Source organism: Streptomyces sp. PH9007 (assembly GCF_059813725.1).
Genome location: NZ_CM187440.1, coordinates 4294798 through 4307302 on the forward strand (window position 1 = coordinate 4294798; position 12505 = coordinate 4307302).

General features: G+C 72.5%; 14 protein-coding genes and 1 tRNA gene. 11 read left to right on the plus strand and 4 right to left on the minus strand.

The features are described from left to right. The first annotated feature begins 532 nt into the window (after window positions 1–532). The 11 genes from ACTFAP_RS19860 (at window position 533) to rsgA (ending at window position 9692) form a co-directional block, all read left to right on the plus strand. Window positions 533–1651: a helix-turn-helix domain-containing protein gene (locus tag ACTFAP_RS19860; RefSeq protein ID WP_495681755.1), complete on the plus strand. Its 1119-nt coding sequence runs from the start codon at window positions 533–535 to the stop codon at window positions 1649–1651. 98 nt (window positions 1652–1749) lie between these two features. Further along, window positions 1750–2346 carry an oligoribonuclease gene (gene orn / locus ACTFAP_RS19865; protein ID WP_453857396.1) on the plus strand — a complete coding sequence of 199 codons (597 nt, stop codon included), beginning with the start codon at window positions 1750–1752 and terminating at the stop codon, window positions 2344–2346. Between the two features lie 105 nt (window positions 2347–2451). Beyond that, window positions 2452–2524: transfer RNA gene (locus ACTFAP_RS19870), tRNA-His, on the plus strand. 428 nt (window positions 2525–2952) lie between these two features. After that, window positions 2953–3951 carry a helix-turn-helix domain-containing protein gene (locus ACTFAP_RS19875; protein WP_495681756.1) on the plus strand — a complete coding sequence of 333 codons (999 nt, stop codon included), beginning with the start codon at window positions 2953–2955 and terminating at the stop codon, window positions 3949–3951. A 167-nt stretch (window positions 3952–4118) separates the two neighbouring features. Then, window positions 4119–4571, plus strand: coding sequence for a peptidoglycan-binding protein (locus ACTFAP_RS19880; protein WP_495681757.1), 453 nt, complete (start codon window positions 4119–4121; stop codon window positions 4569–4571). Window positions 4572–4684: 113 nt separating this feature from the next. Further along, on the plus strand, window positions 4685–5137 hold the full coding sequence (locus ACTFAP_RS19885; protein WP_500467008.1) for a peptidoglycan-binding domain-containing protein: 453 nt from the start codon (window positions 4685–4687) through the stop codon (window positions 5135–5137). A 241-nt stretch (window positions 5138–5378) separates the two neighbouring features. Then, window positions 5379–5795 (plus strand): peptidoglycan-binding domain-containing protein, encoded by a 417-nt coding sequence (locus ACTFAP_RS19890; RefSeq protein ID WP_500469506.1) that lies wholly within the window; start codon window positions 5379–5381, stop codon window positions 5793–5795. 150 nt (window positions 5796–5945) lie between these two features. Continuing rightward, window positions 5946–6125, plus strand: coding sequence for a hypothetical protein (locus ACTFAP_RS19895; RefSeq protein ID WP_495681758.1), 180 nt, complete (start codon window positions 5946–5948; stop codon window positions 6123–6125). A 415-nt stretch (window positions 6126–6540) separates the two neighbouring features. Beyond that, window positions 6541–7263 carry a M50 family metallopeptidase gene (locus ACTFAP_RS19900; RefSeq protein ID WP_400009913.1) on the plus strand — a complete coding sequence of 241 codons (723 nt, stop codon included), beginning with the start codon at window positions 6541–6543 and terminating at the stop codon, window positions 7261–7263. Between the two features lie 51 nt (window positions 7264–7314). Then, window positions 7315–8667: a 3-phosphoshikimate 1-carboxyvinyltransferase gene (gene aroA / locus ACTFAP_RS19905; RefSeq protein WP_500467009.1), complete on the plus strand. Its 1353-nt coding sequence runs from the start codon at window positions 7315–7317 to the stop codon at window positions 8665–8667. Window positions 8668–8684: 17 nt separating this feature from the next. Beyond that, entirely contained in the window at window positions 8685–9692 is a 1008-nt protein-coding gene (gene rsgA, locus ACTFAP_RS19910) for a ribosome small subunit-dependent GTPase A (RefSeq protein ID WP_390117214.1), read from the plus strand. 28 nt (window positions 9693–9720) lie between these two features. Here the strand turns inward: rsgA and ACTFAP_RS19915 are convergent, their stop codons facing one another. The 4 genes from ACTFAP_RS19915 to ACTFAP_RS19930 form a co-directional block, all read right to left on the minus strand. Further along, window positions 9721–10446: a sensor domain-containing protein gene (locus ACTFAP_RS19915; protein WP_500467010.1), complete on the minus strand. Its 726-nt coding sequence runs from the start codon at window positions 10444–10446 to the stop codon at window positions 9721–9723. 262 nt (window positions 10447–10708) lie between these two features. Next, window positions 10709–11143, minus strand: a complete 435-nt coding sequence (locus tag ACTFAP_RS19920) for a PIN domain-containing protein (RefSeq protein WP_400009909.1) — start codon at window positions 11141–11143, stop codon at window positions 10709–10711. Beyond that, a complete protein-coding gene (locus ACTFAP_RS19925) occupies window positions 11140–11382 on the minus strand; it encodes a ribbon-helix-helix domain-containing protein (protein WP_500467011.1) in 243 nt (80 codons plus the stop codon). The genes ACTFAP_RS19920 and ACTFAP_RS19925 overlap by 4 nt, the downstream gene beginning before the upstream one ends. Window positions 11383–11436: 54 nt before the next feature. Then, complete coding sequence (locus tag ACTFAP_RS19930) at window positions 11437–12477, minus strand: NAD(P)H-dependent flavin oxidoreductase (RefSeq protein WP_500467012.1); 1041 nt, start codon at window positions 12475–12477, stop codon at window positions 11437–11439. Between the last annotated feature and the right edge of the window lie 28 nt (window positions 12478–12505).

The window sequence follows — 12505 nt, forward strand, 5'->3', positions numbered from 1 at the left end:
ATGACGTCGTACATTGCTGGTTCCCGCTGACGGCGTTGTCAACCCCGCGAACCGTGACCGAGCAGCATGCCGTACCGCGGGGCGGGGCGCAATGGTCGCCGCGCCCTTGTGTGCGACCGATGCCGGAGCGTAACGATACGGTGTCTGTGGCGTTGCCGGCGACCCGCCGGAACGTCCGATCACCGGCCGGGAGTCTTGTTGACGACTTTTATTTTCAGCCAACTTCCCCACTACTGAAACACCTTGCCCACCCGCCCCGCCAACCCCACGGCCCCACGGGGAAACGGCGAGGCACCGGGGGCCCCGGCCACCGGCGGTGCGGAGCACGACGAGAAGGCGCACTTCCCCCAACTGCTCGTACGTGTAACGCTTCCTGATCGACTGCTTCGCGCCACGTTGTCATGTCGATTTAGCGCCGAGTGATGAACTTGTCCCGCCGACCTCATCCGACACAGTAGATTCGATCTTGGCAATCACGTCGGGGGAAACGTGCAGGACCGAGAGGATGCGACGACCGAGGGAACTGAGGAGCATGAGCCAGGACCCAACGCACGGCCCCGAGCCCGCCGTCAAGCTCGCTGCCCGGCGCCGCCGCGAGATCGTCGCGGTGTTGCTGTTCAGTGGCAGCCCCATGTTCGAAAGTTCCATCCCGCTCTCCGTCTTCGGCGTCGATCGTCAGGACGCCGGAGTGCCGCGCTACCGCCTGCTGGCCTGCGCGGGGGAGGAAGGACCGCTGCGCACCACGGGCGGACTGGAACTGCGCGCGCCCTACGGTCTGGGGGCGATCTCCCGGGCCGGAACCGTCATCGTCCCCGCCTGGCGGTCGATCACCGGACCGCCGCCCGCCGCCGCGCTCGCCGCGCTGCGCCGGGCGCACACTGAGGGTGCCCGCATTGTCGGGTTGTGCACCGGCGCGTTCGCGCTCGGAGCGGCCGGCCTGCTGGACGGCAGACCGGCGACGACCCACTGGATGTACGCCCCCACGCTGGCCAAGCGCTATCCGTCGGTCCATGTGGACCCGCGGGAGCTGTTCGTCGACGACGGTGACATCCTCACCTCGGCCGGCACGGCCGCGGGGATCGATCTGTGCCTGCACATCGTCCGCATGGACCACGGCCCCGAAGCCGCGGCGGCCCTGGCCAGACGGCTGGTGCTGCCCACCAGGAGAGGGGGTGCCGGCAACGGCGCCGAGAGCGGCCAGCCGCGCCATCTGGACCGCTCTTTACCAGAGGACATCGGCGCGGACCCGCTGGCCGAGGTGGTGGCCTGGGCGCTGGAGCACCTCCACGAGCAGTTCGACGTGGAGACCCTGGCGGCCCGCGCGTACATGAGCCGCCGCACGTTCGACCGGCGCTTCCGGTCCCTTACTGGGAGCGCTCCCCTGCAGTGGCTGATCACGCAGCGGGTGCTCCAGGCGCAGCGCCTGCTGGAGGTCTCCGACTACTCGGTGGACGAGGTGGCGGGCCGCTGCGGCTTCCGTTCCCCCGTCGCTCTGCGCGGGCACTTCCGGCGCCAGCTGGGGGCCTCCCCGGCGGCCTACCGGGCCGCCTACCGGGCCCGGCAGCAGGAGTCGGCGGCCGGGCGCGCCAAGCCCGTCACCGACGGCTTCTCGCCCCGCGTGCCGGGGCAGCGGGGCCGGCCGGTGGCCTGAACGGGAGCACCGCCCACAGGTGCACGGCGGCCCGCCGCCCGGGACTCCGGGAGGCGGGCCGTCCCGTGGGCCCGAACGCCCGGCGTAGGGTTGCCCGCATGAACGACCGGATGGTGTGGATCGACTGCGAGATGACAGGTCTCTCGCTGATCGACGACGCGCTCATCGAGGTGGCCGCGCTGGTCACCGACTCTGAGCTGAACGTACTCGGGGAGGGCGTGGACATCGTGATCCGCCCGCCCGCCGCCGCGCTGGCCACCATGCCGGAGGTGGTGCGCACCATGCACACCACCTCGGGGCTGCTGGACGAGCTGGACGACGGCACGACGCTGGAGGACGCCGAGCGGCAGGTGCTGGAGTACGTCCGCACGTACGCGCCGGAGGCCGGCCGCACCCCGCTGTGCGGCAACTCCGTCGGCACCGACCGGGGGTTCCTCGCCCGGGACATGCCGGCCCTGGAGGGGCATCTGCACTACCGGATCGTGGACGTCTCCTCGGTCAAGGAACTGGCCCGCCGCTGGTACCCGCGCGTCTACTTCAACAGCCCCCCCAAGGGCGGGCAGCACCGGGCGCTGGCGGACATCAAGGAGTCCATCGCGGAGCTGCGTTACTACCGCGAGGCGCTCTTCGTGCCGCAGCCCGGACCGGACTCCGACACGGCCAAGCGGATCGCGGCGCGGCACGTCGCGCAGTGACCCGGGTGGGCCGCGGGGAACGCGGGAGCGAAGTGCCCCGCGCACCCTGTACACTCAATACGGCCGAGCGGGGAGAGCCGTAAAAAGCCTCCCGAGTCGGTCATGGTGGGTGTAGCTCAGTTGGTAGAGCACCTGGTTGTGGTCCAGGTGGCCGCGGGTTCAAGTCCCGTCACTCACCCTCACATCAAGGGCCTGACCTGCGGAAACGCGGGTCGGGCCCTTGGTCGTTCCCGGCCCTGGTCACATGATCGCCGCACCGGGCCGCCGCACCGTCAAGTCGCCCCGGGCACCGGGCCATCCCGCCGGGCCACGCAAGGGGCCCGTGCGGCCGGGCGGGCTCCCCGCGAGACGGGCGAATAACGGGCGTACCGGGGGGAGACGCGTGCCACAGCATTCCCGGTGGGTGGGGCGGGGAGGATGAAGACGATCTTCGGCGCACCGGGGGCGGGAGCCGTGGGGGTGGGCCGGCACGCCGCCGGGCGGGGCCCTCCCACGGGCCGCTCCGGGGCGCCGGGGACGGGGCGGGCCACCGGACGGGTCCGGCCCTCGCCGTACATCGCGCACCACCCACCGCGACTCGACGCCCGACCAGCCCAGGAGAGCCGCATGCTGCCCACGACTGTGCTCGACAGCAGTCACCTCGCTCCCCACGACCGCTTCGAGTACTGGCGCGAGACTCTCATCTCGCTCATCGCCCCGATGGAGATCACCAGTGACTTCACCACCGATTTCCAGGGCCGGTCGCGGCTGATCGCGCTGGAGGACATCCGGGTGCTGCCGATCACCATGCGGGCCGTCGAGGCGCGCCGGACCCCCCGGCTCATCCGGTGTTCCGACCCCGAGCTCCTGCACATCGCGCTGCCCACCCCCGGGGCCTCGCCGCTGGCCGTCAGCCAGAACGGCGGGCAGCACGTCAGCGGGCCGGGCGAGCTGTATCTGGTGGACACCTCGCGGCCCTTCACGGTCGGCGCCGCCACCCCCGGCCTGCCGTTCGGCGGGGACTGCGTCGAGATTCCCAAGAGCCGGCTGAGCCTGCCTCCGAACACCCCGACCGGCGAGATCCTGGGGCACGCGCTGTCCTCCCGGCACGGCTTCGGTGCGCTGCTCGCCCATTACGTCATCCATCTGCGGCAGCAGTACCGCACCTACCGGCCGGCCGACGTGCCCCGGCTCGCCACCACGCTCGCCGACCTGGTCACCGGGCTGATCATCCACACGCTCGACACCGCGCCGCCGCAGGACGAGGAGAGCGCGGAGCGGACCCTGCTGCTCGCCGTCAAGATGTTCATCGAGCGGCATCTCACCGACCCCGCGCTGAAGCCCGCCGTGGTCGCCGCCCAGCACCATGTCTCCGTACGCCACTTGCACCGGATCTTTCAGCGGCAGGGCACGACGCCCGCCGCCCACATCCGGCGCCGTCGGCTCGAACGCGCCCACGGTGAGCTGACCGACCCGACGCAGACCGGCGTCCCGGTGCACGCCGTCGCCCGCCGCTGGGGCTTCGCCTCGCACGCGCACTTCACCCGTGCCTACGCGCAGCAGTTCGGCCGCACCCCCAGCCAGGCCAGACGGCTCGTTCTTGACCGGCAGTGCCCGGGTTCTTGACTCTCCCCGCCAACCGGCCCCAAAGCTCTGGCAGATCAGGGCGCGGGCCGGTGGAATGACACGTATCAGCAGGTGAGCGGCGCCCTTGACCAGGGCGCGGCGCTCACGAGGGGGAGGCGTTGCGAGCCGCGTGGCGCCGCTCCCCGTGTCGGAAAAAGGGGGAAAGAATGCGCTCGAAGAACATGGCGAGGACCCTCGTCACGGCGACCGTGATCTGCGCGGTCGGTGCGGGCGGCCTGGTGACCGCGGGTACGGCGGTGGCGGCGCCGTCCGGGAAGCAGCAGGCGGTGGTTTCCGAGTCCGTCGCCCCGCTCGCCGTGGTCAATCTGGGGCTGACCTCCGCCGAGGCCCAGAAGGTCCAGCGCTGGCTGAGGACGTACTTCAACTACAACGGCGCGATCGACGGGCAGCTGGGCACCGAGAGCTGGAAGGCCATGCAGCGCTTCCTGCGCCAGCAGGCCGGGTACACCGACGCGATCGACGGGATCGTCGGGCCCAACACCATCCGGGCACTGCAGTACTGGCTGCGGCAGGCGAACGGCTACACCGGTGCGATCGACGGGATCGCCGGTGCCGGTACCCAGGCCGCGTTCAAGCGGTTCGCCAACGGTCTCGGCTGACGTCAGCGCGCCCGGCCGGACCGGGCCGGGGCCGGCCGGTCCACGCAGTCCACGTGGGGGAGAGCAACGCGATCCGCGGTGTGCCGTCCCTCGTCACGCAAGAGGAGAGAAGCATGCGATCGATGACGTTCACGAAGCCCCTGGTCGCCCTGGTGGCGGTCGCGGGGATCGGTGCGGGGAGTCTGGTGACCGCGGGTACGGCGGTGGCGGCGCCGTCCGGGAAGCAGCAGGCGGTGGTTTCCGAGTCCGTCGCCCCGCTCGCCGTGGTCAATCTGGGGCTGACCTCCGCCGAGGCCCAGAAGCTCCAGCGCTGGCTGAAGACGTACTTCGGCTACACCGGTGCGATCGACGGCCAGATGGGCACCGAGAGCTGGAAGGCCCTGCAGCGGTTCCTGCGGCAGAGCTCGGGTTACACCGACGCGATCGACGGGATCGTCGGCCCCAACACGGTGAAGGCACTCCAGCGCTGGCTGAAGTCGGCCTGGGGCTACACCGGTGCGATCGACGGGATCGCCGGTTCCGGCACCCAGGCGGCGTTCAAGCGGTTCGCCAACGGGCTTTCCTGACGGACCGCCGGGAGGGGCGCGCCCGGGACCGGGGGGTGCCACGGGCGGGCCGCGAGGGACGGCAGAAGTGCTCCGGGGGAGATTTCTGCCCGCGCGCGGGGAACGGGGCGGCCCCTGGCCGGGGCCGCCCCGGCGTGCGCCATTCACGAGGGGGCGGCGCCGCGACGGCGTCGGGTGCTGCCCCGCACTACGAAAGGGGAAAGAAGTGCGTACGAAGAACATGACCAGGACGTTCGTCACGATGACCGCGATCTGCGCGGTCGGTGCGGGGAGTCTGGTGACCGCGGGTACGGCGGTGGCGGCGCCGTCGGGCAAGCAGCCGGCGGTGGTTTCCGAGTCCGTCGCCCCGCTCGCCGTGGTCAACCTCGGGCTGAGCACGAGCCAGGCCCAGAGCGTCCAGCGGTGGCTGAGGGACACCTGGGGTTACCGGGGCGCCATCGACGGGCAGCTCGGCGCCGAGAGCTGGAAGGCCCTGCAGCGCATGCTGCGGGGAGGCTGGAACTACAACGACGCCATCGACGGGGTCGTCGGTCCCAACACGGTGAAGGCCATGCAGCGCTGGCTGAAGGCGGGCTGGGGCTACACCGGTGCGATCGACGGGATCGCCGGTTCCGGCACCCAGGCCGCGTTCAAGCGGTTCGCCAACTACCTGCCCTGAGCGACCGCGCCGAGCGGTCCGCCCCCGCGCCGGGCGGACCGCTCGGCGCTGCCCTGCGGTCGGTCTCCGTCAGGAGGGGGCGCATCATGGTCCTGCCCCGGGGGCACCGGGGCGTTGTTCGGCGGGACGGGAAAGGGCCGGTGCACGGGCATGGGGGTGGGCGCGCGGTGGTCAGACGCTCTGCTGCTCGCGGGGATTCTGCTGGTCGGCGGAGTGATCGCGCCGCTGCTGGAGGACGGGCCGCGGCAGGCCGTGCTCGGGATCGCCGCCGTCGGCGGCGGCAGCCTCGTCGGGGCCCGGATCCGCGCACGCCGCGGGTCCGGGCGGTGAGGCGGCCGGCGGGGTCAGTCGCCGCCGCCCCCGCCTCCGCCGTCGCCCCCACCGCCACCGCTGTCGCCGCTGCTTCCGCCGCTCCCGCCGTCGCCGCCACCCCAGCCCCAGCCCCAGCCACTTCCGCTGTCACCACCGCTACCGGTGTGGGGGTCCGTGTGCGTCGGTGATCCGCCCCCGCGCCCACCCCGGGGCCCGCTGAAACCGCTCCGGAAGGCCCGGAGGGCGATCGACCCCACCACGAGCACCAGCACCACGCCGATCACTATCACCATGAGTTCCGCTCCCCCCTCGCGCGTTTTCACACGTTCACGCGTTATCCACAGGCCCGGACGGGCTGGTGGCAGCCTCCCATAGGATCGCTCCGCAAGGCCGGGGGAATCGGTCGGAGAACGGGGAGAGGGGATGGGACGCCGTGGAGATCGCTGACATCGGGGAGCTGTGGGACCGGGTCACCGGTACGCAGCCCGCGCCCGAGCTGTGGCTGGTGCTGGCGACCGCCGCCGTGGCACTGGCCGTTGTCACCCCGTACGGGGTGTGGCGGGTCGCCCGGAACACCATCACCATCGCCCACGAGGGCGGCCACGGACTGGTCGCGCTGCTCACCGGCCGCAAGCTCGAAGGCATCCGGCTGCACTCCGACACCTCGGGGCTCACCGTCTCGCGGGGCAGACCCACCGGCCTCGGCATGATCCTGACCGCCGCCGCCGGGTACACCGCCCCCTCCCTGCTGGGCCTGGGTGGCGCCGCGCTGCTGTCCTCGGGCCGCATCACCGCCCTGCTGTGGGGCGCCACGGCGCTGCTGCTCGCGCTGCTCGTCATGGTGCGCAACGCCTACGGGATGCTCACCGTGCTGCTCACCGGCGCGCTGTTCCTCCTGGTCTCCTGGCTCACCGACCCCGAGGTACAGGCCGCCTTCGCCTACGGCGTGGTGTGGTTCCTGCTGCTGGGCGGGGTCCGCCCGGTGTGGGAGCTCCAGGCCAAACGGCGGCGCGGCGGCGCGGGGGACTCCGACGCCGACCAGCTGGCCCGGCTGACCAGGATGCCCGCGCTGATCTGGCTGCTGTTCTTCCACGCCGTCGTGCTCGCCTGCCTGATAGCCGGCGGTGGCAGCCTGCTGGACGCCGCCGCCCCCTGACCGGGCCCCATGCCCGCCGATCCCCCTCCGTCGCGCACTAAAGTGAGAACCATGACCGACCACAGTCTGACCGCCGACCACTGGCCCGCCCCGCTCGCCTCCGGCGCGGTCGAGGCGACCGTCACGGTGCCCGGCTCCAAGTCGGTCACCAACCGGGCGCTGATCCTCGCCTCGCTCGCCGCCGACCCCAGCTGGGTACGCCGCCCGCTGCGGTCCCGCGACACCCTGCTGATGGCGGAGGCGCTGCGCTCGCTGGGCATCGGCATCGAGGAGACCATCACCTCCTCCTCCAGCTCCGCCGTCACCGGCGGGCCCGAGGCCGGCGGCGAATCCTGGCGGATCATCCCCGCCACCCCGCAGGCCCCGGCCACCGTCGATGTCGGCAACGCCGGCACCGTGATGCGGTTCCTGCCGCCGCTGGCCACCCTCGCCGAGGGGCCGGTGCGCTTCGACGGCGACCCCCGTTCGCACGAACGCCCGCTGCACGGCGTCATCGACGCGCTGCGCGTGCTCGGTGCCCGCATCGACGACGACGGGCGCGGCGCGCTGCCGCTGACCGTGCACGGCGCCGGCTCCCTGGACGGCGGGCGGGTGGAGGTGGACGCCTCCTCGTCCTCCCAGTTCATCAGCGCCCTGCTGCTGTCGGCGCCGCGCTTCAACCAGGGCGTGGAGGTGCGGCACACCGGCGCCGTCCTGCCCTCGCTGCCGCACATCCGGATGACGGTGGACATGCTGCGCCGGGCCGGCGCCCAGGTGGACTCCCCCGAATCGGGCGGCGAGCCCAACCTGTGGCGGGTGGCGCCCGGCGCGCTGCTCGGCCGCGACCTGGTCATCGAGCCCGACCTGTCCAACGCCCAGCCGTTCCTGGCCGCCGCGCTGGTCACCGGCGGCAGCGTGACCATCCCCGACTGGCCCTTCCACACCACCCAGGCCGGCGACGCGCTGCGGGAGATCTTCTCCGCGATGGGCGGCGACTGCGTGCTGGACGACCGCGGTCTCACCCTGACCGGCAGCGGCCGGATCCTCGGCATCGACATCGACCTCGGCGAGGTCGGCGAACTCACCCCGGGCATCGCGGCCGTCGCGGCGCTGGCGGAGAGCGAGTCGGTACTGCGCGGAGTGGCCCATCTGCGGCTGCACGAGACCGACCGGCTCGCGGCCCTCACCCGGGAGATCAACGCGCTGGGCGGCGATGTCACCGAGACCGAGGACGGGCTGCGGATCAGGCCGCGCCCGCTGCACGGCGGCGTGTTCCACACGTACGAGGACCACCGGCTGGCGACCGCGGGCGCCGTTCTGGGGCTGGCGGTGAAGGACCTGGAGGTGGAGGACATCGCCACCACCGGCAAGACCATGCCCGACTTCCCCGAACTGTGGCACGGCATGCTGGCGGGACGCGGCTAGGGCCGGGCGGCACCGCGATGCGCCGGTACGGCAAGCACACCGATGAGGACGATGTACGGGTCCGGCCTTCCCGGCACGGCAGCCGCCCCCGCACCCACCGGCGCCCCGCGCACGAGGACGCGGCCGAGGGCTTCGTCCTGACGGTGGACCGGGGCCGGATCACCTGCCTGGTGGGCGAGGTGACCGTCACCGCGATGAAGGCCCGCGAACTGGGCCGCAAGGCCGTTGTCGTGGGCGACCGGGTCGCGGTGGTCGGCGACCTGTCGGGCAAGCGCGACACCCTGGCCCGGATCGTGCGGGTGGAGGAACGCACATCGGTGCTGCGGCGTACGGCCGACGACGACGATCCGTTCGAGCGGGTGGTGGTCGCCAACGCCGATCAGCTGGCCGTTGTCACGGCCCTCGCCGACCCCGAGCCCCGCCCCCGGCTGATCGACCGCTGCCTGGTGGCCGCCTACGACGCAGGGCTCCAGCCGCTGCTGATCCTGACGAAGGCGGACCTGGCCCCGGCCGGGCCGCTGCTGGAGACGTACGCCCCGCTGGGGGTGCGCCATGTGGTGACCAGCGCCGAACGGTTCGACGACGCGGCATCGGTGGAGCCGGTCCTGGAACTGCTGGCGGACCGGACCACCGCGTTCGTGGGGCACAGCGGCGTCGGCAAGACGACGCTGGTCAACGCCCTGGTGCCGGAACGGCAGCGGGCGACGGGCCACGTCAACGCGGTCACCGGCCGGGGTCGGCACACCACCGTCTCCGCCCTGGCCCTGCCGCTGCCCGACTCGGCGGGCTGGGTCATCGACACCCCGGGCGTACGGTCCTTCGGCCTCCACCACGTCGACCCCTCGCGGGTCATCGGTGCCTTCCCCGACCTGGAGCCGGGCGCGGCCAACTGCCCCCGGGCGTGCAGTCACGACGAACCGGACTGCGCCCTGGACGCGTGGGTGGCCGAGGGCCACGCGGACCCGGCCCGGCTGTACTCGCTGCGCCGGCTGCTGGCGACCCGGGAACGGACGGCCGGGGACTGACACACCGCTCCCGCGCGGAGCGCCGCCCTTACCGGGCGGAGATCAGCGGCTCGCTGGGCTGCGCTGCGGTGGTGGGCTGCGCTGCGGTGCCGACACCGGAGCCGGCCGCCGTCGTCGCTGCGGCGGCGCGGGCGGCGGCGGTCCGGTTGGTCAGCAGCGCACTGGCCAGCGAGCGGTGCAGCGCGGCCAGCCCGCGGACCAACGGCAGCGCGGTCACCAGCAGCAACACCCCGACGGCGGTGGTGAAGGCGACATCGGCCGCGAAGGAATCGTTGCCCGTGATCAGCTCGTACAGGCCCTGGTTGTCCTCGCCGCGCGGCAGCGCCCAGGCCCAGGCGACGTACAGCAGCCCACCGACCCCGCCCACCGTCCAGACCAGGGCCAGCGAGAAGCTCACCACGCGCAGCGGGAACGACACCACCATGTGCGCCAGATCGCGCCACGACTGCGGCTCCGCCAGCGAACGGGTCAGCCGGGCGAAGCCGGTACAGCCCGCGACACGGTAGTGGTGCGGCGGCAGCGGACGCCCGGAGAGAGCTTCCAGCTCACGCCGTTCCACGATGGCCATGCCCCGGGCGGCCCGCAGCGTACCCGCCAGGACCGGGATGCCGCACACGATCACCAGCGTGCCGACGCCCAGGGCGAAGCCGGTGACGGCGACGGTGAAGGCCACGATGCCGACCGGCAGCCCGCGCAGGAGAAACGACAGTTCGCGCAGGAAACGGCCACGGGACGAGGAAGTCGGTGTGCTCATGGGGTCAATCCTGTTGCCGCGAAGCGCTGTTCAACAGCGGCCTGGGGCGTCAGGAGGGGGTGGTGCCACGTACACCCTCCGCCTCCCGCCACAACCGGCGCGTCAGCTCCTCCGCACCCTCCCCCGTGGTGTGCCGGTGCCCGGTGCCCGCCCACAGACTCAGCCCGTGCGGGTCACCCGCGGCGCGCAGCGGCTTCGTCAGCTGGTGCAGCAGCGGGTAGCCGGGCAGGGTAGGTGGCGGTGGGCGGACCGCTCGCGGAGATCAGTGGTCGGCGGGGAGGACACGGAACGCGGAGAGCCCAGGGGTCAGGGGAGTGATGGCCCGGTAGTCGCGATGGTCGAGGGTGAGAATACGGTCCGTCTTGTACCGGTCGGCGAGGACGACACCCACGGCGTCGGCGAGGTCCAGACGCAGTCCCTCGTACTTCATGCGTACCTGGTGGGCTGACGCCAGGTCCGCAGGTTTCAGCTCGGCCAGCTTGTACTGGCCGTCCGTCATGCGGGCGTTCAAGGCGTCCATGATCTGTATGGCGGCGGGAAAGCCGAGATCCCGGTGCACCAAGTGGTCCAACTCGGCAATGACCAAGGGCGACATGGCCAGCACCTCGCGATCGACGATCTCCAGCGCGTCCCGGTGTTCGGGTTGTGTCGAGTCGAAGGCGGCGAAGAGGGCAGAGGTGTCCGCGACGATGATCAACGGCGTGCCGCCCGTTCCTTGATGTGGGCGTAGATCGAGTCGTCCATGGCTTCGGCGCTCATCGGCCGGCCACTCTCGAAGACCGGGAGCGGGTGGCTCTTCCTGGGGCGTACCGAGTTCTCCAGCAGCATCGCGATGCCCCGCCGGATCAGTTCGGCCTTGCTCACCCCTGTGGCGGCGGCCTCGGCGTCCAACCGCACCTCAAGATCTTCGGGAAGGTACACGGTCGTCTTCATCATGCTACGTAGGGTACCAGCTGCCATACGTATGGCTTAAATGGTGCAAAATTCAGCTCACTGGACCGACGCCTCCCGCCACAGCCGGCGCGTCAGCTCCTCCGCACCCTCCCCCGTGGTGTGCCGGTGCCCGGTGCCCGCCCACAGGCTCAGCCCGTGCGGGTCACCCGCGGCGGCCGCCGCGGCGCGCAGCGGCTTCGTCAGCTGGTGCAGCAGCGGGTAGCCGGCCGGGGCGGTGGCGGTGTGGTCGTCGATGAAACGGTTGCGCAGGCCCCGCGCCGGGCGGCCCGAGAAGGCCCGGGTGACCGTGGTCCGCCCGAACGTGCCGGGATCGGCGAGCGCCGCCCGGTACGCCGCGCCCGTACCCGCCTCCGGGGTGCGCAGATACGCCGTGCCCAGCTGCGCCGCCGCCGTGGTGTCGCCGCGCAGCACGGCCGCGATGTCCGCGCCGGTGGCCAGGCCACCGGCGGCGATCAGCGGAAGACCGGTCCGCTCCCGCACCCGCGCCAGCAGAAGCGGCAACGGGGTGTCGTCCGGGTCGGCCTCCGGGTCGAAGCAGCCGCGGTGACCGCCGGCCTCCGGGCCCTGCACACACAGCGCGTCCACCCCCAGCCCGGCCGCCTCCGCCGCCTCCCGCGGTGAGGTGACGGTGGCGACCACGGCCGTCCCGGCGGCGTGCAGCGCCGCCACCGTCGCGGCCGGCGGCGGGCCGAAGGTGAAGGACACCACCGGCACCGGGTCGGCGAGCAGCAGCTCCAGCTTGCGTTCCCAGTGATCGGTGTCGTGGACGTCGGGTTCGGGCAGCGCGACCCCGTACCGCTCGGCGTCCGCCGCCAGTTCGGCGCGGTAGCGGTGCACCGGGGCGAGATCCTCCGGCAGCGGGCGGGGCACGAACACGTTGACGCCGAACGGCCCCGGGCCCACCAGCTCCCGGGTCCGCGCGATCCGTTCCCCCAGTGCCCCGGGGCTCAGATAGCCGGCCGCGAGAAAACCGAGCCCGCCCGCCCGGACCACCGCCGCCACCAGCTCCGGGGTGGCCGGCCCTCCCGCCATCGGGGCCTGGACGATCGGGACGGGCAACCGGAGTACGGAGAACATGGCGGCAGCGTAGCCGCAGCCCCCGCAC